This window comes from Streptomyces sp. NPDC096193 (genome assembly GCF_040302905.1).
Lineage (GTDB): Bacteria > Actinomycetota > Actinomycetes > Streptomycetales > Streptomycetaceae > Streptomyces.
Window position 1 is genome coordinate 22,128 of the sequence record NZ_JBEOSJ010000021.1, and the last position, 20,644, is coordinate 42,771.

22 protein-coding genes are annotated in these 20,644 nt (G+C 71.8%); 17 read left to right on the forward strand and 5 right to left on the reverse strand.

Features of this window, described 5'->3' with window-relative positions; genetic code table 11:
- Nucleotides 1–225 precede the first annotated feature (225 nt).
- Genes ABTX78_RS26335 through ABTX78_RS26350 form a run of 4 tightly spaced genes read left to right on the forward strand, consistent with a single transcriptional unit; the run spans nucleotide 226 to nucleotide 4,120 of the window.
- Nucleotides 226–1,467: an NYN domain-containing protein gene (locus ABTX78_RS26335; RefSeq protein WP_352209269.1), complete on the forward strand. Its 1,242-nt coding sequence runs from the start codon at nucleotides 226–228 to the stop codon at nucleotides 1,465–1,467.
- 37 nt (nucleotides 1,468–1,504) lie between these two features.
- Nucleotides 1,505–2,479 (forward strand): ABC transporter ATP-binding protein, encoded by a 975-nt coding sequence (locus ABTX78_RS26340; protein ID WP_352209359.1) that lies wholly within the window; start codon nucleotides 1,505–1,507, stop codon nucleotides 2,477–2,479.
- The gene (locus tag ABTX78_RS26345) at nucleotides 2,476–3,306 is read left to right on the forward strand and encodes an ABC transporter permease (protein ID WP_502993966.1); all 831 of its coding nucleotides are present in this window, start codon (nucleotides 2,476–2,478) and stop codon (nucleotides 3,304–3,306) included. Before ABTX78_RS26340 ends, ABTX78_RS26345 begins: the two co-directional genes overlap by 4 nt.
- A 34-nt stretch (nucleotides 3,307–3,340) precedes the next feature.
- Nucleotides 3,341–4,120, forward strand: a complete 780-nt coding sequence (locus ABTX78_RS26350) for a hypothetical protein (RefSeq protein WP_352209270.1) — start codon at nucleotides 3,341–3,343, stop codon at nucleotides 4,118–4,120.
- Nucleotides 4,121–4,579: 459 nt separating this feature from the next.
- On the opposite strand, the gene ybaK is transcribed toward ABTX78_RS26350, so the two are convergent.
- The 4 genes from ybaK to ABTX78_RS26370 all read right to left on the reverse strand — a co-directional run bounded on the left by ybaK (nucleotide 4,580) and on the right by ABTX78_RS26370 (nucleotide 8,569).
- Complete coding sequence (gene ybaK / locus ABTX78_RS26355) at nucleotides 4,580–5,074, reverse strand: Cys-tRNA(Pro) deacylase (protein WP_352209271.1); 495 nt, start codon at nucleotides 5,072–5,074, stop codon at nucleotides 4,580–4,582.
- Nucleotides 5,075–5,090: 16 nt separating this feature from the next.
- Nucleotides 5,091–5,831, reverse strand: coding sequence for an LON peptidase substrate-binding domain-containing protein (locus ABTX78_RS26360; RefSeq protein ID WP_352209272.1), 741 nt, complete (start codon nucleotides 5,829–5,831; stop codon nucleotides 5,091–5,093).
- An 11-nt stretch (nucleotides 5,832–5,842) separates the two neighbouring features.
- A complete protein-coding gene (locus tag ABTX78_RS26365; RefSeq protein ID WP_352209273.1) occupies nucleotides 5,843–6,865 on the reverse strand; it encodes a hypothetical protein in 1,023 nt (340 codons plus the stop codon).
- Nucleotides 6,866–6,967: 102 nt separating this feature from the next.
- Nucleotides 6,968–8,569 (reverse strand): oxidoreductase, encoded by a 1,602-nt coding sequence (locus ABTX78_RS26370; protein WP_352209274.1) that lies wholly within the window; start codon nucleotides 8,567–8,569, stop codon nucleotides 6,968–6,970.
- A 149-nt stretch (nucleotides 8,570–8,718) separates the two neighbouring features.
- On the opposite strand from ABTX78_RS26370, the gene hisD reads away from it, so the two are divergent.
- The 11 genes from hisD to ABTX78_RS26425 all read left to right on the forward strand — a co-directional run bounded on the left by hisD (nucleotide 8,719) and on the right by ABTX78_RS26425 (nucleotide 17,883).
- Nucleotides 8,719–10,059, forward strand: coding sequence for a histidinol dehydrogenase (gene hisD / locus ABTX78_RS26375; RefSeq protein WP_352209275.1), 1,341 nt, complete (start codon nucleotides 8,719–8,721; stop codon nucleotides 10,057–10,059).
- Nucleotides 10,056–11,177 carry a histidinol-phosphate transaminase gene (locus ABTX78_RS26380; protein WP_352209276.1) on the forward strand — a complete coding sequence of 374 codons (1,122 nt, stop codon included), beginning with the start codon at nucleotides 10,056–10,058 and terminating at the stop codon, nucleotides 11,175–11,177. The genes hisD and ABTX78_RS26380 overlap by 4 nt, the downstream gene beginning before the upstream one ends.
- A complete protein-coding gene (hisB, locus tag ABTX78_RS26385) occupies nucleotides 11,174–11,767 on the forward strand; it encodes an imidazoleglycerol-phosphate dehydratase HisB (RefSeq protein WP_313946901.1) in 594 nt (197 codons plus the stop codon). The genes ABTX78_RS26380 and hisB overlap by 4 nt, the downstream gene beginning before the upstream one ends.
- Nucleotides 11,764–11,931 carry a CG2302 family histidine operon protein gene (locus ABTX78_RS26390; RefSeq protein ID WP_327684755.1) on the forward strand — a complete coding sequence of 56 codons (168 nt, stop codon included), beginning with the start codon at nucleotides 11,764–11,766 and terminating at the stop codon, nucleotides 11,929–11,931. Before hisB ends, ABTX78_RS26390 begins: the two co-directional genes overlap by 4 nt.
- Nucleotides 11,922–12,569, forward strand: a complete 648-nt coding sequence (hisH, locus tag ABTX78_RS26395; RefSeq protein ID WP_352209361.1) for an imidazole glycerol phosphate synthase subunit HisH — start codon at nucleotides 11,922–11,924, stop codon at nucleotides 12,567–12,569. The genes ABTX78_RS26390 and hisH overlap by 10 nt, the downstream gene beginning before the upstream one ends.
- Entirely contained in the window at nucleotides 12,569–13,294 is a 726-nt protein-coding gene (priA, locus tag ABTX78_RS26400; protein ID WP_352209277.1) for a bifunctional 1-(5-phosphoribosyl)-5-((5-phosphoribosylamino)methylideneamino)imidazole-4-carboxamide isomerase/phosphoribosylanthranilate isomerase PriA, read from the forward strand. The genes hisH and priA overlap by 1 nt, the downstream gene beginning before the upstream one ends.
- Nucleotides 13,291–13,689: a RidA family protein gene (locus tag ABTX78_RS26405; protein ID WP_352209278.1), complete on the forward strand. Its 399-nt coding sequence runs from the start codon at nucleotides 13,291–13,293 to the stop codon at nucleotides 13,687–13,689. Before priA ends, ABTX78_RS26405 begins: the two co-directional genes overlap by 4 nt.
- Nucleotides 13,686–14,441: an imidazole glycerol phosphate synthase subunit HisF gene (gene hisF, locus ABTX78_RS26410; protein ID WP_352209279.1), complete on the forward strand. Its 756-nt coding sequence runs from the start codon at nucleotides 13,686–13,688 to the stop codon at nucleotides 14,439–14,441. Before ABTX78_RS26405 ends, hisF begins: the two co-directional genes overlap by 4 nt.
- Before the next feature lie 199 nt (nucleotides 14,442–14,640).
- On the forward strand, nucleotides 14,641–15,846 hold the full coding sequence (locus ABTX78_RS26415) for a cytochrome P450 family protein (RefSeq protein ID WP_352209362.1): 1,206 nt from the start codon (nucleotides 14,641–14,643) through the stop codon (nucleotides 15,844–15,846).
- Between the two features lie 107 nt (nucleotides 15,847–15,953).
- Nucleotides 15,954–16,544 carry an ArsR/SmtB family transcription factor gene (locus ABTX78_RS26420; protein ID WP_352209280.1) on the forward strand — a complete coding sequence of 197 codons (591 nt, stop codon included), beginning with the start codon at nucleotides 15,954–15,956 and terminating at the stop codon, nucleotides 16,542–16,544.
- 76 nt (nucleotides 16,545–16,620) lie between these two features.
- Nucleotides 16,621–17,883 carry an MFS transporter gene (locus tag ABTX78_RS26425; RefSeq protein ID WP_352209281.1) on the forward strand — a complete coding sequence of 421 codons (1,263 nt, stop codon included), beginning with the start codon at nucleotides 16,621–16,623 and terminating at the stop codon, nucleotides 17,881–17,883.
- 100 nt (nucleotides 17,884–17,983) lie between these two features.
- Here the strand turns inward: ABTX78_RS26425 and ABTX78_RS26430 are convergent, their stop codons facing one another.
- Entirely contained in the window at nucleotides 17,984–18,619 is a 636-nt protein-coding gene (locus tag ABTX78_RS26430; protein ID WP_352209282.1) for a TIGR03085 family metal-binding protein, read from the reverse strand.
- 84 nt (nucleotides 18,620–18,703) lie between these two features.
- Here ABTX78_RS26430 and hisI point away from each other — a divergent pair, with 84 nt between their 5' ends.
- Both hisI and ABTX78_RS26440 read left to right on the forward strand, forming a co-directional pair.
- On the forward strand, nucleotides 18,704–19,069 hold the full coding sequence (hisI, locus tag ABTX78_RS26435; protein ID WP_352209283.1) for a phosphoribosyl-AMP cyclohydrolase: 366 nt from the start codon (nucleotides 18,704–18,706) through the stop codon (nucleotides 19,067–19,069).
- A gap of 11 nt (nucleotides 19,070–19,080) precedes the next feature.
- A complete protein-coding gene (locus tag ABTX78_RS26440; RefSeq protein WP_352209284.1) occupies nucleotides 19,081–20,643 on the forward strand; it encodes an anthranilate synthase component I in 1,563 nt (520 codons plus the stop codon).
- The last annotated feature ends 1 nt before the right edge of the window (nucleotide 20,644 follow it).

Consider the following 20,644-nt stretch of genomic DNA (forward strand, 5'->3'; position numbering starts at 1 on the left):
CTCACATACAGGACGATACGCCGCATTTTGGATCATAGCGGTGGGTAAAGACGCCATGTCACAGGCCTTGACATGCGATCCGCCACGCCGATGATCGAGTTCCGGCCGTTAAGCCTCATTCGGTCGGGCAGACTCGAAGGAAACCCGCAACAATCCCCGGTCCGGAACCTTTTCCCGGCCCGGACCCTTTTCTTATTCCGAAGTTCCCGAAGTTCCCGAAAGAAGGTGGAACGCGTGGACCGCTGCGTTGTCCTGGTTGACGCCGGATATCTCCTGGGCGCCGCCGCGAGCCTGCTTGCCGGGGAACCGGCGCGTTCCCGGATCACTGTCGACCATTCCGCACTTATTCAAGGCCTTCGCGAACTCGCCGAGGCCGATACCGAGCGGCCGTTGTTGCGTATCTACTGGTTCGACGGAGCCCCTGACCGTGTGCCGCAGCCCGAGCACCGACGGCTGCGCGTGATGCCCCGGGTGACGGTCCGCCTCGGCGCACTGACGCGCAGCGACGGACGCTGGGCGCAGAAGGGCGTGGACGCGGCCATGCACGCCGAGCTCACCGAACTGGCCAGAAATCGCGCATGCTCCGACGTGGTGCTGGTCACCGGCGACGGAGATCTGCTGCCCGGCCTGATGTCCGCCAAGGAGCACGGTGTGGCCGTGCACCTGTGGGCGGTGCAGGCCGCCGACGGCGACTACAACCAGTCGGAGGACCTGGTCGCCGAGGCGGATGAGCGGCGGGTGCTCGACCGCGTCTGGATCACCCGGGCCGTACGGGCCAAGGAGCTCACCGGCGTCTGCGCGCCGCCCCCTGTCCCGCGGCCGGAGATCGCGGCGATCCTCTCCGCGCCCCTGCCCGAGTCGGCGCTCGCCGCCTCCCAGGAGCGGGCTGCCGAGGCCGCGCGCAACGGCGCGCCGCCCGCGCCCACCGACAACGGCGCAGCGACCCCTCCCGCCCCCGCCGCCTCCTCAAAGGGCGTGCCCACGCCCAAGGACCTGGCGAGTCTGCGGGCCCCGGGGCCGCACCCCCCGCACCACCCCGCGAACGCCACCCTGCGCTGGTCCTCCGACAAGGGCTGGGTCGAGCGGGCCGGCGGTGCGCTCGGCGAGCCGCCGGAGACGGCATCGCTGCCGACGCTGGCTCAGCTCACCAGCGCCGAGCAGCGCTGGGCCGACCGCGAGGAGGACATCACGACGGTCGGCGGCGACCCCTTCGAGGTCGGTCAGGTGTTCGCCCGGCGCTGGATGGCGCGACTGCCGGAGGCCGGCCATGTGCAGAAGCTGTCGACGATGTACCCGCGTATCCCGCATCGCATCGACGGGGAACTGCTGCGCTACGCAGCACGTTTCGGTCTGCTGGCGCACAAGGACGACCAGATCGACGAACACGACCGTTATGCGATCCGGGCCGGATTCTGGCGGGAGATCGACGTCCGGGCGGCGGCGGAACACGCCCCGGCCGGGGAGTAGCACCGGCGACCCCGTAGTCTCGTACCTCGTGAGTACGGTGTGCGTGGTGCGGCGACTGGTCAAGACGTACCCCGCCGTGCGCGCCCGGCGGGGGGTTCCCGCGACGCCCGAGGTGAGGGCGACGGACGGGATCAGCCTGGAGGTGCGGGGCGGTGAGATCTTCGGTCTCCTCGGCCCGAACGGCGCCGGCAAGTCCACCCTCGTACGCCAGCTGACCGGTCTGATGCGGCCCGACTCGGGCAGCGTCGAGGTGCTCGGTCACGATCTCGTACGCCACCCGGAGCGGGCCGCGCGGCTCATCGGGTACCTCGGGCAGGAGTCCACCGCGCTGGACGAGCTGACCGTCGCGCTGGCCGCCGAGACGACGGGCCGGCTGCGCGGACTGACCATCCGGGACGCCAGGGCCGAGCGGGACTCCGTTCTGGAGGAGCTCGGGCTGACGGCGCTCGCCGGGCGTCCGCTGAAGAAGCTGTCCGGCGGGCAGCGCCGGCTCGCGTGCTTCGCGGCCACGCTGGTCGGTGAGCGCCCGCTGCTGGTCCTGGACGAGCCGACGACCGGAATGGACCCCGTCGCGCGCCGCGCGGTGTGGGCGGCCGTCGACCGGCGCCGGGCCGTGAACGGAACGACGGTCGTGCTCGTCACTCATAACGTGATCGAGGCGGAGACCGTCCTCGACCGGGTCGCCGTCCTGGAGCGCGGCCGGGTGATCGCCTGCGACACCCCCGGCGGGCTGAAGGAACGGGTCGCGGGCGAGGTGCGGGTCGAGCTGGTGTGGCGGGACCGGGCGCCGCTGGACGTGCCCGAGGTCGCCGCGCTGCACGGCTTCGCGCAGCAGTCGGGGCGCCGCTGGGTGCTGCGACTGGCGCCCGACGAGGCGCGGGCCGCGGTCGCCGCGGTGACGGGGGGAGCGGCGTTCGCCGCACTCGACGACTTCACGCTGACGACGCCCAGCCTGGAGGACGTGTACTTGGCGCTCGGGGGGAACGCGACGAAGGGGCTGGTCAAAGCGTGAGCATCGTTCCCGCGGAGGCGGTGTCCGGGAAAACCGGACAGATCAGGGTCCACAGCGCGGCGGCCGAACCCGCCGCGCCGCTCGCACCACGGGCCCGGCTGCTGCCGGCCCTCGGTGCGGTGTACCGCGCGCAGCTGTCGCGGGCACGGGTGGCCAGGATCCCGCTCCTCTTCGTGGCGACGTTCCAGTCCGTCGGGATCATGGTCCTGATGCGCGGGGTCGTGGACGGCGGCGCCGAGGCGCGTGCCGTCGTCGCCGGCTCCTCGGTCCTCGTCGTCGCGTTCGTCGCGCTGAATCTGCTCGCCCAGTATTTCGGGCAGCTGCGGGCCACCGGTGGTCTGGACCACTATGCGACCCTGCCGGTGCCGCCCGCGGCCGTGGTGCTCGGGGCGGCCGGGGCCTACGCCTCCTTCACCGTGCCCGGCACGATCGTCACCGCCGTCACCGGCAGCGTGCTGTTCCAGCTGCCCATGACGCATCTGTGGGTGCTCGTGGCGGTGATCCCGCTGAGCGGGGCCGCGCTCGCCGGGCTCGGCGCGGCGCTCGGACTGCTCGCACCGCGCCAGGAATTCGCCACACTCCTCGGGCAGTTGGGCATGTCGGCCGCGCTGCTGCTGGGAGTGCTGCCGGCGGACCGGCTGCCGGAGCCGATCTCGTACGCGCGCGACCTGCTGCCGTCGACGTACGGCGTCGAGGCCCTCGCCAGGACGTTCGAGGCGAGCCCCGACTGGGCCGTCGTGGCGCTGGACCTCGCCGTCTGCGCGGTCGTGGGCGTCGTTTCGCTGGCGGTCGCGACGTGGGCGTACCGGCGGGCGGCGGTCCGGTGAGGCGCCGGGCGAACACGTTTGGCACGATGGCGGTGTGACTGCACCGCTGACACCGCCGCATCAGCCCTCCCCGAACGATCCGTGGCAGACGCCGCAGACCGGTCCCGTACCCGCGCACCCGTACCACGGGACCGAGGGTCACGAGGGGGCGCACCCCGACGACCCGGACCTGAGGACGGATCTGCGGGACGGCGCCGTGGTGCTGGTCGCGGTGGCGGTCGCGGGCGTGGCGCTGGGGCTGCTCTGGCTGTGGCTGGCACCCCGGGTGCCGCTGATCTCCGACGGCAAGGCGGTGTTCCTGCGGGACACCGAGGGCGAAGAGGCGATGGGAGCAGACGGAACGTTTGCCCTGCTCGCGCTCGCCTTCGGCGCGGTGAGCGCGGCGGTGCTCTTCCTGCTGCGCAGGCGCGGCGGAATCACCCTGGTGGTGGCCCTGGCGGTCGGCGGCCTGCTCGGCTCACTGCTGGCCTGGGGCGTCGGTACGTGGCTCGGCCCCACGGACGATGTGGTCGCTCACGCCCGCGAGGTCGGCAAGGGCGTCGTCTTCGACGCACCGCTGGAGCTGAACGCGCACGGGGCGCTGCTGGCGTGGCCGGTGGCGGCGATGGTGGTCCACTTGGCGCTGACGGCGTTGTTCGGCCCACGGGACGTGGAGCCGGAGTGGGACGCGTACGGTCCCAAGGACGGCTCGCAGTCCGGTCCGCAGCACGGTCCGCAGGCCGGTCCCTGGCACGGTCCGCAGTCCGGTCCGCAGGCCGGTCCCCGGCACGGTCCGCAGTCGGGTCCGCAGTCCGGTCCGCGGCACGGCGCCTGACCCGGGTCTTTCGCTCGGTGCGCGGTGCGGCGCCTGACGTGGGGACTGTCCCAGGTCCCCGGCACGCCGCCTGACCCGGGTCTTTCACCCGGTCCGCGGCACGACGCCTGACCCGGGGACCTGTACACCGTCCGCGGCACGGCGCCTGCCCCGGTCCGGCCACCCGGGCCCGAGCCGCCGCGCCCGCGTTCGGTCACCCGCTTTCGTCGGGGCGCCTGGCCCGGCGCTCGGTCCGCCGCCGGTCACCCCGGCAAGCCGCGGTGCAGCCGCGCCGCGAGCGGGCGACCGTGAGGCAGCCCTCCGCGGCACGGCGCGGCCGTCACGCCGGGCGATGGCCGTGGTTGGACTTACGGGTGCGCCATTTGCGCTTGCGGGTGCGTTTGGACATGAGGCTGTACCTCCTCCTCGGACTTCCGCGTACGGATGGTCCTAGTCGAGGAGCCCCCCGCCGTCGAGCCCCTACGCGCGGCCGATCGGCGCCAGCACCGCGGAGGTGAGGGCCGCCAGGTCCGACGGGGAGAGCTCGACCTCCAGGCCGCGGCGGCCCGCCGAGACGCAGATCGTCGGGTGGCCGGCCGCCGAATCGTCCAGCACGGTGGGCAGGCGCTTGCGCTGGCCCAGCGGCGAGATCCCGCCACGGACGTAACCCGTCGTGCGTTCCGCCGCCGCCGGGTCCGCCATCGTCGCCCGTTTGCCGCCGACCGCCGTGGCCAGGGCCTTGAGATCGAGCTTGCCCGCCACCGGCACCACCGCGACCGTCAGTTCGCCGTCGACATCCGCGACGAGCGTCTTGAAGACCCGGTCGGGGGAGACGCCGAGCGCCTCGGCCGCCTCCTCGCCGTACGACGCGGACGCGGGATCGTGCGCGTACTCGTGCACGGTGAACTCCGTGCCCGCCGCGGTCAGGGCGACCGTCGCGGGCGTGCCGCCCTGCTTCCTGGGCTTCTTCGCCACGTCGAGGCGCTCCTGTTCAGTTGGGGCTCGTCGGAGCCCGCGTCAGATCGACCGCGGGCAGCGACGGAAGATGGCGGATCACCGCGGTCTCCGCGCGCAGCAGCGTCAGTTCCTCGCGCAGTCGCGCCGCGGTGTCCTTCGCCTCCAGGAGCCGCTGCTTCGCGGGCGTGTCCAGCACGGCCGCCGCCGCGACCAGGTAGGACACCACCGACGGCTCGTCGGGCAGGTCCGTTCCCGTCGACAGCGAGCGCTCACGCGCCCCCGCCAGCCGCTTCTGGTAGCTGCGGAAGGCCCGCAGCACACCCTCGGCCAGCGTTCCCGCGCCCTCCCCGGTCTCCTCCGGCAGTTCCTCCACCTCGGCCGTCAGAAAAGGGCCGCTCGCGTCGACCGAGAGCAGCCGGATCCTGGTCGTACCGGTGGCGAGCACTTCGAAGCTGCCGTCGTCGCGCTCACGGATGGTGGCGGCGTCGGCGATGCAGCCCACCGGGTGGAAGGCCTGGACGGGGTCGTCGCCGAAGCCCGCCGTGGGGCCGCGCTCCGGCAGAGCGGTCTGGTCCGGCATCCCGGGCAGCGTCGGCGCGACCTCACGGCCGTCGCGGATGGCGACCACGGCGAAGCGGCGCGGCTCGGACTCGTCCGTCTTCAGCAGTTCGCGCATGAGGGCGCGATAGCGCTCCTCGAAGACGTTCAGGGGCAGGACGAGACCCGGGAACAGCACCGAGTTGAGTGGGAAGAGGGGGAGACGTGCGGTGGTCACAACGGTCAAGCCTAATGGTCCGCGGACCCGCTTCGTCCGGCCCTTGCCCGCGGAGGTCTCGCGGAAGCGATCTGCAGCCGTACCGCGTCGCGTGCGTCGAGGAACCGGCCGAGCGGATCGTCCGAGACGTGGTTCCACGGGAAGGATGTGGCATACGGGCCGATGAGCCGGAACTGCTCCAGCGCGGGCTCCCAGCGCCGCCGCCCCGCCAGCACGTACGCCGTCAGGTTGCGGACCTCAGCGGGCCACGGGTCACCGGCTTCGTAGTCCGCCGAGAGGGCGACCGCGAGATCGGCCGCCGCGTCGATCCGGTCGTCCTGGACGGAATTGGTGTCCCCGCTCAGCAACTGAGCGAAGGCCGCCCGCACCGGCAGCGCCTGCACCAGGGAGCCGGGCAGCGCGTCGGCCGCGGCCTGCTCGGCGAAGTCGAAGCACTCGCGGTGCGATCCGTACCACTGGGCGGACAGGTACTGCAGGGCCGCGACATGGCATCCGTAGTGGTGCGACGAGCGGCGGACGGCCTGCTCCCACAGCGACTCGAAGGCCGTGTGCGTGGCATGCGTACCGCGCGCGTGGTCCAGGGCGATCCGCCACGGCACCGGGTCGTCCGGGTCCCCCTCGGCCGCCGCGTCCAGCAGCGGGCCGACCTCGCGCAGCCGCTCGGCGCGTGCCGGCGACTCCCAGGCCCTGCGGACGGCCAGCTCCGCCTTGAGGACCAGCGCGTCCGGGTCGCGGGGCGCGACGGCGAGCCACGACGTGAGCCATTCGTCCCGGTTCAGGGTGAAGGTGGCGAGCCGCAGGACGTAGCGGTCCCGGTCCTCCCAATCGGCTGATTCCCGTGTGGTCGCGAGCAGTTTGGCGGCCGGTTCCCATTCCCCGAACGCTGCCGCCACGAGGGCGGGGCTGAGCCGTTCGTCGGGCGCGTCGAGCAGAACCGCCTGGTCGGGCGGCAGTCCGTGGGCGATCCGCGGGGCGGTGCGGATCGTCCGTGCGGTGCGCAGCAGCGCTCGAAGCAATGACATGGTGCGGACCATTGAAAACTGCAGGTCGGGGCGGCGCCAGAGGATGGCTGTGAAGCTTTGGTGGCGGCCGGATGGTTGTCCTGGCGGAAGCCAAGAGAGCGTAAAGAAAGTGACTCAGCCGCGCCGTAGGAGACGGGACGCGCCGGCCGCGACCGTCGTGGCGAGAATCCACCCGAGCAGCACCAGTGCGGCGGCGGCCCATTGCCAGCGGCCGTCAAGCAGCCAGTAGCCGTCCTGGCCGAGATTGATCACCGGCACCAGCAGATCCAGCGCGTACAGCGGAGCGTTCCACTCGGGATGCTCCCCGGACTTGATCGGCGCCGGTTCCACCTGGGAGAAGGCCACCGTGCCGGCCGCCCACAGCACCGCCATCCACAGCGCGGCCCGGCCGGGCCGGTAGCCGTACGCCACCGTCCAGTCCTGGAGCAGGCCCCACAGCTTTCCGGCCAGCGGCAGCGTCTCGCGGCGCCGGCGCTGCTTGGCCAGCAGCACTTCCCGGGCGTCCTCGTCCTCGCCGCTGTTGCGCAGCACGGTCGCGAGGCGTTCGTAAGGCTCGGGGGAGTACTCGGGGGTCGCCGAGGCCACCCAGGCCAGCCGTGTGCTCAGCGGGAACTCCTCGTACGGGACGAGGTTCTCGTAGACGAACCCGCCCATCGCGAGCCCTCCCGGGCCCGGCCAGCTCGCCGCCATGTCGATCAGAGTCACGACCTTCGCGCCGTTCAGCACGACCCGGCCCTCCTCGGAGCGCTCGGCGCTGAACCGCAGCTCGGGTGTCACGATCCGGCGCAGCGACAGCTCCTCGCGGGCGTTCAGCACGAACCGCGCACGGTTCAGATCGACCGCGTCACCGAAGCGGCCGTCATCGAGACGCACCCCGCCACGGCACTCGAACGGCTGAAGTCTGGTCCCGCGCGCCGCGGTGCTGCCCCGCGGGGTGCCGAAGGGGGGAGTGGCGCCCTGGTTGCCGGTGACCTCACTGACCCACGCGCCCGTCATGTAGAGCGTCCGCTCCACGCTGAGCTGGGGGGCGTTCAGCGCCCGGCGCTCGCCCGCGGCCCGCAGTCTGCTGCCGCGCAGACTGAGCGAGACCCCGACCTTCGCGCCGCGCAGGCTGAACTCGCCGTAGGTCTCGATCAGTTCCGCCTGTAAGTCCTGTGCGACCGACATGCCGTCCGCGGTGATCGCCCGGCCCCTGCGGTCGGGCCGCACATGGATCTGGTTGATCAGCAGGTCGGTGCCTATCTGGGCGTCCGTGAGCCGGATGCCGTGCTCGATGCGGCAGCGCGGCAGATGCAGATCGCCCTCGGTGCGCAGCCGCGCGGCCTCGATCCGCGGGATGGCGCAGCCGACCATGCGCACGGTGGTGAAGTGCGCCTCGGGCATGAGCAGTTCGTTCTCGAAGCGGCAGCCGTTCAGCTCGACGTACGGGGCGATGCTGCCGCCGGCGAGTTTGAGGGTGCCGGTGATCTGGATCCCGCGCAGCTTCAGGGCGGCCACCCGGCCGGGGCGGGCGGTCGGTCCGCTCAGCAGCAGCCGGGCCACGATGGACGCGCGGACACTGCGGTCGGGACCCCAGGGGCGTGGCGAGAAGGGGTCGTTCAACAGGGGATTGGGATCGCTCAGGTCGTATGTGCTTCCGTTCCGGAAGGCGTTCCACATGCGTTCCTCGGGCGGGCTCAGCCCGTCGGGAGGACCGTCGTCCAGCGGCTCGGTCACTGCCGCTCCTCCGCTTCCTTGGCTCGTACAGCTGTTCTTCCCGCTGAGTAACCAACTGAACGCATGTGGTCATGGTCAAAAAGAGTGGCGTGTATCAGCCATTGATACGGACGACCGGCGGCCGGACCGGGTCTGAGAGAATTGGCTGCGTGATCTCTCGAATCGATCTGCGCGGCGACGCCCTCCCCGAGGGCGCCGCTCTGCGCGACCTGCTGCCCCGTGCCGAGTTCGACGTGGAAGCCGCCCTGGAGAAGGTGCGGCCCATCTGCGAGGACGTGCATCATCGGGGCACGGCCGCGCTGATCGAGTACGCGGAGAAGTTCGACGGTGTCACGCTGACGCAGGTGCGGGTGCCCCGCGCCGCGCTCACCGAAGCCCTGGAGCAACTCGACCCCGAGGTCAGGGCCGCGCTGGAGGAGTCGATCCGGCGCGCCAGGATCGTGCACCGGGCGCAGCGCCGCGCCGAGCACATCACCCAGGTCGTCCCCGGCGGCACGGTCACCGAGAAGTGGGTGCCCGTCGAGCGCGTCGGGCTCTACGCCCCCGGCGGCCGTTCCGTTTACCCCTCCTCCGTGATCATGAACGTCGTCCCGGCCCAGGAGGCCGGCGTCGAGTCGATCGCGCTCGCGTCCCCGCCGCAGAAGCCCCGTTTCGACGGCGACCCGGCCGGTGGCCGTCCGCACCCGACGATCCTGGCCGCGTGCGCGCTGCTGGGCGTCGACGAGGTGTACGCGGCCGGCGGCGCCCAGGCCGTCGCGATGTTCGCGTACGGCACCGAGGAGTGCGCCCCCGCCAACATGGTCACCGGCCCGGGCAACATCTGGGTCGCCGCCGCCAAGCGCTACTTCACCGGACGGATCGGCATCGACACCGAGGCCGGCCCGACCGAGATCGCGGTCCTCGCCGACGACACCGCCGACCCGGTGCACGTCGCCGCCGACCTGATCAGCCAGGCCGAGCACGACCCGATGGCCGCCGCCGTGCTGGTCACCGACTCCCCGGAGCTGGCCGACGCGGTCGAGAAGGAGCTGGAGCCGCAGGTCGCGGCCACCAAGCACGTGGTCGACCGGATCCTGCCGGCCCTGGGGGGAAAGCAGTCCGCGATCGTCCTGGTCGACGACGTCGAGGCGGGCCTGCGGGTCGTCAACGCCTACGGCGCCGAGCACCTGGAGGTCCAGACCACTGACGCCGCCGCGGTCGCCGCGCGGGTGCGCAACGCCGGAGCGATCTTCGTCGGCCCCTGGGCCCCCGTCTCCCTCGGCGACTACTGCGCGGGCTCCAACCACGTCCTGCCGACCGGCGGCTGCGCCTGCCACTCCTCCGGTCTGTCCGTCCAGTCGTTCCTGCGCGGCATCCACATCGTGGACTACAGCCGCGACGCCCTCGCCGAGGTCACCCACCACGTGGTCACCCTGGCCGAGGCCGAGGACCTGCCGGCGCACGGCGCCGCCATGAAGGCGCGTTTCGGCTGGAAGGTACCGCGGACGTGACCGGCATCGACGATCTCCCCATCCGGGACGAGCTGCGCGGCAAGTCCCCGTACGGCGCGCCCCAGCTGGACGTGCCCGTCCGGCTGAACACCAACGAGAACCCCTACCCGCTGCCCGAGGCGCTGGTGGACCGGATCGCCGAGCGGGTCCGGGAGGCCGCCCGCGGCCTCAACCGCTACCCCGACCGGGACGCCGTCGAGCTCCGCACCGAGCTCGGCCGCTATCTCACCCGCACCACCGGGTACGAGGTGGGTTGCGCGGGCGTCTGGGCGGCCAACGGCTCCAACGAGGTCATCCAGCAACTGCTCCAGACCTTCGCCGGGCCGGGCCGTGTCGCCATCGGGTTCGAGCCCTCGTACTCGATGCACGGCCTGATCTCCCGGGGCACCGGCACCGCCTGGATCTCCGGGCCGCGCCACGCCGACTTCACCATCGACGTGGCGGCGGCCCGGGAGGCCGTCGCCGAGCACCGACCGGACGTCGTCTTCATCACCTCGCCCAACAACCCCACGGGCACCGCGGTCGACGCCGACACCGTCGTCGCGCTGTACGACGCGGCCCAGGCCGCCAGGCCGTCGCTGGTCGTGGTCGACGAGGCGTACGTGGAGTTCAGCCACCGCCCCTCGCTGCTGCCGCTGATCGAGGGGCGGCCGAACCTCGTGGTATCCCGCACTATGTCCAAGGCCTTCGGCGCCGCCGGACTGCGCCTCGGCTATCTCGCCGCCGATCCCGCCGTGGTCGACGCCGTCCAGCTGGTCCGCCTGCCGTACCACCTGTCGGCCGTCACGCAGGCCACCGCGCTCGCCGCCCTCGAACACACCGATACCCTGCTCGGGTACGTCGAGCAGCTGAAGACCGAGCGGGACCGCCTGGTCACCGAGCTGCTCGCCATCGGATACGAGGTCACCGAGTCCGATGCCAACTTCGTGCAGTTCGGACGGTTCCCCGACGCGCACGAGGCCTGGCGGCAGATCCTCGACCACGGCGTCCTGGTCCGCGACAACGGCGTACCCGGATGGCTGCGGGTCACCGCCGGCACCCCCGAAGAGAATGACGCGTTCCTCGATGCGGTTCGCGCTTTGATGAAGGAACGCAGCAAGAAGGAGCAGAGCGCATGAGCCGCGTAGGACGGGTCGAACGCACCACCAAGGAGACGTCCGTCGTCGTCGAGATCGACCTCGACGGCACCGGAAAGGTCGATGTCGCGACCGGGGTCGGCTTCTACGACCACATGCTCGATCAGCTGGGCCGGCACGGTCTTTTCGACCTCACCGTGAAGACCGAGGGCGACCTCCACATCGACTCGCACCACACCATCGAGGACACCGCACTCGCGCTCGGCAACGCCTTCAAGCAGGCGCTCGGCGACAAGGTCGGCATCTACCGCTTCGGCAACTGCACCGTGCCGCTGGACGAGTCCCTCGCCCAGGTCACCGTGGACCTGTCGGGGCGGCCGTACCTGGTGCACACCGAGCCCGAGAACATGGCGCCGATGATCGGCGAGTACGACACGACGATGACCCGGCACATCCTGGAGTCGTTCGTCGCGCAGGCCCAGATCGCCCTGCACGTGCACGTGCCGTACGGCCGCAACGCGCACCACATCGTGGAGTGCCAGTTCAAGGCGCTGGCCCGCGCCCTGCGTTACGCGTCCGAGCGCGACCCGCGCGCGGCCGGCATCCTCCCGTCCACGAAGGGCGCCCTGTGACCGGCCTCTCCACCGTACTCATCGTCGTCGGGCTCTTCCTCGCCGGCGGTGTGTACTCCTTCATCAAGCAGGACATGCCCCGCGGCCTCGTCGTGCTCCTCGGTATCGGGTCCGCGATGTGCCTGGTCGCCGGTGTCCTGCGGATCCAGGGGATCTGGGCATGAGCACTCCGAAGAAGGTCGTCGTCTTCGACTACGGATTCGGCAACATCCGATCCGCCGAGCGGGCACTGGCCCGGGTCGGCGCGGACGTCGAGATCACCCGTGACTTCGACACGGCGATGAATGCCGACGGACTCCTCGTCCCGGGCGTCGGCGCGTTCTCCGCCTGCATGGACGGCCTCAAGCGGGCCCGCGGCGACTGGATCATCGGCCGCAGGCTCTCCGGCGGCCGGCCCGTCATGGGCATCTGCGTGGGGATGCAGATCCTGTTCGGCCGCGGCATCGAGCACGGTGTGGAGACCGAGGGCCTCGACGAGTGGCCCGGCACGGTTGGCCCGTTGGAGGCGCCCGTCGTCCCGCACATGGGCTGGAACACCGTAGAGGCGCCCGCCGGGAGCAAGCTGTTCGCCGGCACCGACGACGACACCCGGTTCTACTTCGTGCACTCCTACGCCGTGCACGAGTGGGAGCTGGAGGTCACCAACCCCGCCATCCGCGCGCCCCAGGTCACCTGGGCCACCCATGGCGAGCGTTTCGTGGCCGCCGTGGAGAACAACGCGCTGTGGGCGACCCAGTTCCACCCCGAGAAGTCCGGCGACGCCGGCGCCCAGCTGCTGACCAACTGGATCGAGACGCTGTAATGCCGAAGCTTGAACTCCTTCCCGCAGTCGACGTCCGCGACGGCCAGGCCGTCCGGCTGGTGCACGGCGAGTCCGGCACCGAGACGTCCTACGGCTCGCCCCTGGAAGCCGCCCTTGCCTGGCAGCGCTCGGGCGCGCAGTGGCTGCATCTGGTCGACCTGGACGCCGCGTTCGGCACCGGCGACAACCGCGAGCTGATCGCCGAGGTCGCGCGCGCCATGGACATCAAGGTGGAGCTGTCCGGCGGCATCCGCGACGACGCCTCGCTCGCCGCGGCGCTCGCCACCGGCTGCACCCGGGTCAACCTGGGCACGGCGGCCCTGGAGACCCCGGAGTGGGTCGCCAAGGTGATCGCCGAGCACGGCGACAAGATCGCGGTGGGCCTGGACGTCCGGGGCACGACCTTGCGCGGCCGCGGCTGGACGCGTGACGGCGGCGACCTCTACGAGACGCTGGCCCGCCTGGACTCCGAGGGCTGCGCGCGGTACGTCGTCACCGACATCGCCAAGGACGGCACCCTCCAGGGCCCCAACCTGGAGCTCCTGAAGAACGTCTGCGCCGCGACCGACAAGCCGGTCGTGGCCTCCGGCGGTGTCTCCTCGCTCGACGATCTGCGGGCTCTGTCCTCGCTGGTCCCCGCCGGTGTCGAGGGCGCGATCGTCGGAAAGGCGCTGTACGCCAAGGCTTTCACGCTGGAAGAGGCGCTCGCGGCGGTGTCGGCATGACCGATTCCGTACGCCGTCTCGCCACGGAGAGCCCGTGGGAGGAGTCCTTCGGCTACTCCCGCGCCGTCGAGCTGCCGACCGGCCTGGTCCTCGTCTCCGGCTGCACATCGACCGTCGGCGGCCAGATCTCGGCAGGTGGGCCCTACGAGCAGGCCGTCACCGCGTTCGGTGTCGCCATCGACGCCCTGAAGGAGCTCGGCCTCGGCCGGGAGCATGTGGTGCGGACGCGGATGTACCTCACGCACGCCCGTGACGTGGAGGACGTCGGCCGCGCGCACAAGGAGCTGTTCGGCGAGGTCCGCCCCGCGGCGTCCATGCTCATCGTCTCCGGCTTCGTCGACCCGAGCCTGGTCGTCGAGGTGGAGGTCGAGGCGTACCGGGGAGGTGCCGGATGAGCCTTGCGGTCCGTGTCATCCCCTGTCTCGACGTGGACAACGGACGGGTCGTCAAGGGGATCAACTTCCAGAACCTGCGCGATGCCGGCGACCCCGTCGAGATGGCGAAGCTGTACGACGCCGAGGGCGCCGACGAGCTCACCTTCCTCGACATCACCGCTTCCTCGGGCAACCGGGAGACGACGTACGACGTGGTGCGGCGCACCGCCGAGCAGGTCTTCATCCCCCTCACCGTCGGCGGCGGTGTCCGCTCGGCGGAGGACGTCGACAAGCTGCTGCGGGCGGGCGCCGACAAGGTGGGCGTCAACACGGCGGCGATCGCCCGGCCCGAGCTGATCCGTGAGATCGCCGAGCGCTTCGGCCGGCAGGTGCTGGTGCTGTCGGTGGACGCCCGGCGTACCGCGTCCGGTTCGTTCGAGGTCACCACGCACGGCGGCCGCCGGGGGACCGGTATCGACGCCGTCGAATGGGCGCACCGGGCCGCCGAGTTGGGGGCGGGCGAGATCCTGCTCAACTCGATGGACGCCGACGGCACCAAGGACGGCTACGACACCGAGATGATCGCGGCGGTGCGCAGGCACGTCACCGTGCCGGTGATCGCGAGCGGCGGCGCGGGCCGGCTGGCGGACTTCGCGCCGGCGGTCGACTCCGGCGCGGACGCCGTCCTGGCCGCCTCCGTCTTCCACTTCGGCGAGCTGCGGATCTCCGAGGTGAAGGAGACCCTGCGCGGGTCCGGTCACCCCGTGCGCTGACACCGGGCGACGGTCCGGGACCGCGGGCGGAAGTCGCAAGGACACGGTCCGGGACAGCGGGTGGAGCTGTCCGGGACCACGATCCGGGAACGCGGGCGAACCGTCCGGGACTCGGGACGAACTGACCGAAAACTGGCGTCCATCCCCCTGTGGGCCGGGTTAGCGTGCCGTTGGACCCATGATGAACAGGGGGAACAGCATGGTGACCCGGCCCATTGCCGATCTCGCGGAACTCAGCCCGCACTTCGTCAGCGACCCGTATCCCGTCTACGCCCGGCTCCGCGCGGAGGGGCCCGTCCACCATGTGCGCGCCCCCGACGGCGAGGAGTTGTGGCTCGTCGTCGGGTACGAGGCGTGCCGTACCGCCTTCACCGATCCCCGCCTCAGCCGGGACTGGATGAAGTCCGGTGACATCACCCAGATCGTGAACACGGACCAGGACCAGCCGGCGCTCGCGCACATGCTGATGTCCGACCCGCCGGACCACACCCGCCTGCGGCGGCTGGTGGCGCGGGAGTTCACACCGCGCCGCATCGACGCGCTCGCCCCGCGCGTCCAGCAGATCACCGACGACCTGCTGGACGCGATGCTCGCGACGGGGGAGCGACGGGCCGACCTGGTGGCCTCGTTCGCCTTTCCGCTGCCCATGACCGTCATCTGCGAGCTGCTGGGCGTGCCCGGAATGGACCGCGAGGCCTTCCGCGGCTGGTCCAACGAGATGGTGGCGCGCACCAGTCCGGAGGCGGAGGCGCAGGCCTACCAGGAGACGACGGCCTACCTCCGGGAGCTGATCGCGGCCAAGCGCCGGGACCCGGGTGAGGACCTGCTCAGTGCGATGATCCATGCCGTCGACGAGGGCGGTGACCGGCTCTCGCCGGACGAACTCATCGGCATGTGTGTCCTGTTGCTCATCGCGGGGCACGAGACGACGGTCAACCTCATCGGCAACGGCATGCGTGCCCTCTTCGCGCACCCGGACCAACTCGCCGCGCTGCGCGCCGACTTCTCGCTGCTCGACGGAGCGATCGAGGAGATGCTCCGCTACGACGGTCCGGTGGAGGCCTGCACGGACCGACTGGCACTCGCGGACGTGGAGATGGAGGGCGTCACGATCCCGGCGGGCTCCACCGTCCTGATCGCGATGGCGGACGCCGACCGCGACCCGGCGCGCTTCAGGGACCCGGACCGGTTCGACATACGCCGCGACGCGCGCGGCCATATCGCCTTCGGGCACGGTCTGCACTACTGCCTCGGCGCGCCGCTGGCCCGGCTCGAAGGCCGCATCGCGATCCGCGGACTGCTGGAGCGTTTCCCCGGACTGGCGCTCGACGCACAGGTGGCGGACCTCCCCTGGATGCCGGGGATGCTGATCAGGGGCGTACGGAAGCTGCCGGTGCGCTGGTGATGCCCGCGCGCTGACCGCTGGCTCCTGGTCCGTCAGGAACGTGATAGGAAAGTGGAGTTGCGCAAATCTTATTGCGCAACTTCTCTTTCGTATCTACGGTCGTGCTCATGGCCGACCACGACGAGACCCAGCGCATCACCGACGTCGAGGCCCTCAAGGTCTTCACGCACCCGCTGCGCATCACGCTCTACCGCGCCCTCCACCTGGCCCGCACGGCCACCGCCTCCCACCTCGCCGACCAGGTCGACGAGGCCGTCTCGCTGGTCAGTTACCACCTGCGCAAGATGGCCGAGCACGGGTTCATCGAAGAGGCGCCGGAGGCGGGCAGGGACGGCCGTGAGCGCTGGTGGCGCCTCTCCACCGAGCGGGGATTCTCCTTCCGCACCTCGGACTTCGACGGCCCAGAGGGCGCGGCGGTCGCCGGCGCCGTCATCCGTGGGCTCGTCGACACACGCGCCGAGCGGTACGCCGCCTACCTCGACCAGCAGGCCGCCTGGCCCCACGAGTGGACCGACGCCGCCTTCAACTCCGAGTACGCCCCCCGCCTCACCTCCGCCGAACTTCAGGAGATGGCCGAGGAGATCGGCGAGCTGATGCGCCGTTGGACGGACCGGGGCCGCGCCGCCGAGGAGGGCGGTGACACAGCCGGGCGCGAGCACGTCGCGGTCCACCTGTACGGATTCCCGTTCCGCCCCTGACGACTTCGTCCTCCCCTCGAAGGAACGCCCCGCTCGAAGGGAAGCCCTGCTCGAAGGAACGCCCGAAGGAGCCCGAGTGACCACGACAGAGACAGCAGAGGCCGGGACCTCCGGTACCCGCATACCTGCCCGTCCCGCCCACCGCGACGGGAACGTCCTGCGCTGGCTCGGCGCCTACGCCGCCTCCCTCGTCGGCGACAGCGTCTACTTTCTCGCACTCGGCTGGGCCGCCGCCCAGATCGCCGGTCCCGCCCAGGTCGGCATGGTGATGGCCGCCGGAGCCGTGCCCCGAGCGCTCCTCATGCTCGGCGGCGGAGTGATCGCCGACCGGTTCGGCCCGCGCCGGGTCGTCATCGCCTCCGACGCCGTCCGCTGCGCCGTGATCCTGGCCGTCGCCGGTGCGCTCGCCCTCGCCACGCCCGGACTGTGGCTGCTGATCGCCGCGGCCCTCGTCTTCGGCGCCGTCGACGCCCTGTTCATGCCCGCGGTCGGCGCTCTGCCGCCCCGCATCACGGACGCCGGCCGGCTCGTAGGCGTCCAGGGGCTGCGCGCCGTCGTCCAGCGCGTCGGCACCACCACCGGCCCACCCCTCGCCGGATTCGCCATGGGAACCGGGGGACCCGCGGCCGCCTTCGGTGTCGCCGGAGGTCTCTTCGCGCTCTCGCTCGTCCTGCTCGTCGCGGTACGGATCGCACCACTGCCCGGGGGTATCGGCGAGGACCGGGGCGAAACCCCCTGGCAGCAGTTGCGCGGCGGACTGCGCCACATCCGCCGCCATCCGCTGATCGGCCCGCTCGTCCTGTCCGGAGCACTCAGCGAACTCGGAGGCATCCCGGCGCTGAACGTCGGCCTGGTCCTCCTCGCCGACGAGCGCGGCTGGGGGCCCTCGGGCGTCGGCTGGGTCGTCTGCGCCTTCGGGGTCGGCGCCGGAGCGAGCGCCCTGCTGCTCGCCGTCGTCCGCCGGCTGCCGCGCGCCGGGGCGGTCCAGATCGCGGCCCTCGTCGCCGGCTCGGCCGCCATCGGCTCACTGGCGCTGGCACCCGGGCTCGTCACGGCCGTCGCCCTCGCGGGCACCGCGGGCCTGGTCGCGGGCATCTGCGGGGGACTGGCGATCGCGCTGATCCAGACCGCGACCGACCCCGCCTACCTCGGCCGGGTCAGCTCGGTCATGGCGCTCACCAGCGTGGGCATCGCCCCGCTGGCGTACCCCCTCTTCGGCTTCGCGACCGACAGCTTCGGCACCGTGCCCGTCTTCCTCGCCTGCGGCACGATCAGCATGACCGGTGCGGCCGTCGGGCTCCTCACCCCGGCCGTCCGCCGCGCCGAGCTCGCGCGCTGACCGCGCCACATCCCGAGGACCGCGCCACATTCCGAGGGCCCCGTTCCGTCCCGAGGACCGCGCTACATCCCGAGGACCGCGCTACATCCCGAGGACCGCGCTACATCCCGAGCTGGCCCATCTCCCGCAGCCGGGCCACCGCGTCCTTGTCGCCCTCCAGCTCCACCTGGGCCGCGTCCTGCCGGCCGAAGGCGAAGACCGTCAGCTCACCCGGCTCACCGGTGACCGTGACCACGGGCGTGCCGCGATGGGCGACCGCGGTCTGGCCGTCGGGCCGCCGCAGCACGAGGCCCACCGGCGCCTTGCGGCCCAGCAGCCGGGCCACCTTCTCCAGCCGCGCCCACAGCGCGTCCTCGAAGACCCGGTCCAGCGTGCGTGGCGTCCAGTCGGGCTGCGCCCGGCGCACATCCTCGGCATGCACGAAGAACTCGACCGTGTTCGCGGCCTCGTCCACCTGTTTGATCCCGTACGGCGACATCCGCGGCGGTCCCGTACGGATGAGCCGGATCAGCTCGTCGTACGGCCTGGCCGTGAACTCGGCCATCACCCGTTCGAGCCGGCTCCTGAGCAGCGGGATCATGATCCCGCCGGCCGCGTCGGCCCGCCGCTCACGCACCACCACATGGGCCGCGAGATCCCGGGTCGTCCAGCCCTCACACAGAGTGGGGGCATCGGGGCCCGCCGCCTCCAACAGATCGGCGAGCAGAAGTCGTTCACGCTTCGCATGGGTCGACATGCCCGCCAGCCTACGGCGGCGGCACACGGTCCGCCCAGTGGACATACCGTCCACCGCGCCCCCGCGACACGGCACAATGGCCGTATGACCAGCAGTGTCCCCGCCAGCTCCCTCGATCCCGCCGTCGCCGAACGCCTGAAGCGCGACGCCGGCGGACTCCTCCCGGCCATCGCCCAGCAGTACGACACCGGTGAGGTGCTCATGCTCGGGTGGATGGACGACGAGGCCCTCCACCGCACGCTGACCACCGGCCGGTGCACCTACTGGTCGCGCAGCCGCCAGGAGTACTGGGCCAAGGGCGACACGTCGGGCCACGTCCAGCTCGTCAAGTCCGTCGCCCTGGACTGCGACGCCGACGCCATCCTCGTCAAGGTCGACCAGATCGGGGCCGCCTGCCACACCGGCGACCGCACCTGCTTCGACGCCGACGTGCTCCCGCTCGGCAAGTAGGCTCAGCCGCCATGGATCTCGACACCTTCCGGAAGCTGGCCGCCGACCGCCGCGTCATCCCCGTCAGCCGCAGGCTCCTGGTCGACGGCGACACCCCGGTCGGGCTCTACCGCAAGCTGGCCGCCGAACGTCCCGGCACCTTCCTGCTGGAGTCCGCCGAGAACGGGCGGTCCTGGTCCCGCTACTCCTTCGTCGGGGTCCGCAGCGCCGCCACCCTCACCGAGCGGGACGGCCGCACCCACTGGCTCGGCACCCCGCCCGTCGGCGTCCCCACGGACGGCGACCCGCTGGCCGCCCTGCGCGCCACCGTCGAGACCCTGCACACTCCCCCGACGCCTGGCGGCGGGGGTGGGACCCCCACTCCCACGACCGGCGACCTCGCAGGGAACCGCACGAGTGACCCGGCGTCCGGCATGCCGCCCTTCACCGGCGGCATGGTCGGCTATCTCGGCTACGACATCGTCCGCAGGCTGGAGAAGATCGGCCCGGGCGGGTGCGACGACCTGAAGCTCCCCGAGCTGACGATGCTGCTCACCTCGGACCTCGCCGTGCTCGACCACTGGGACGGCACCGTCGTGCTGATCGCCAACGCGATCAACCACAACGATCTCGACACCGGTGTCGACGAGGCATACGCGGACGCCGTCGCCCGGCTCGACGCCATGGAGGCCGACCTCGCACGGCCGCTGGCCTCCGCCCCCGCCGTTCTGCCGCCCTCCGAGCTCCCGGACTTCACCGTCCCGTGGGGCGGGCCCGACTACCAGGCCGCCGTCGAGGACATCAAGGAGCGGATCCGGGCGGGTGAGGCGTTCCAGGTCGTCCCCTCGCAGCGGTTCGAGACCCCCTGCGCGGCGAGTGCCCTGGACGTCTACCGGGTGCTGCGGGCCACCAACCCGAGCCCGTACATGTACCTCTTCCGCTTCGACGGCTTCGACGTCGTCGGCTCCAGCCCCGAGGCCCTGGTCAAGGTCGAGGACGGGCACGCCATGGTCCACCCCATCGCGGGCACCCGGCCGCGCGGCGCGACCCCGCAGGAGGACCAGGCGCTCGGCGACGAACTGCTCGCCGACCCCAAGGAGCGCGCCGAGCACCTGATGCTCGTGGACCTCGGCCGCAACGACCTCGGCCGGGTCTGCGAGCCGGGCAGCGTCGAGGTCGTCGACTTCATGTCGATCGAGCGCTACTCCCACGTCATGCACATCGTCTCGACCGTGACCGGCCGGGTCGCCGCGGGCAGCACCGCCTTCGACGTGCTCACCGCCTGCTTCCCCGCCGGCACCCTCTCCGGAGCGCCCAAGCCGCGCGCGATGCAGATCATCGACGAGCTCGAACCCTCCCGGCGCGGGCTCTACGGCGGATGTGTCGGTTATCTCGACTTCGCCGGCGACTCGGACACCGCGATCGCCATCCGTACCGCCGTGCTGCGCGACGGAACCGCGTTCGTGCAGGCCGGAGCGGGTGTCGTGGCCGACTCCGACCCGGTCGCCGAGGACACCGAGTGCCGCAACAAGGCGGCCGCGGTGCTCCGTGCCGTCCATACGGCCAACCGGCTGAACGGCCACACCGGGCGGTAAG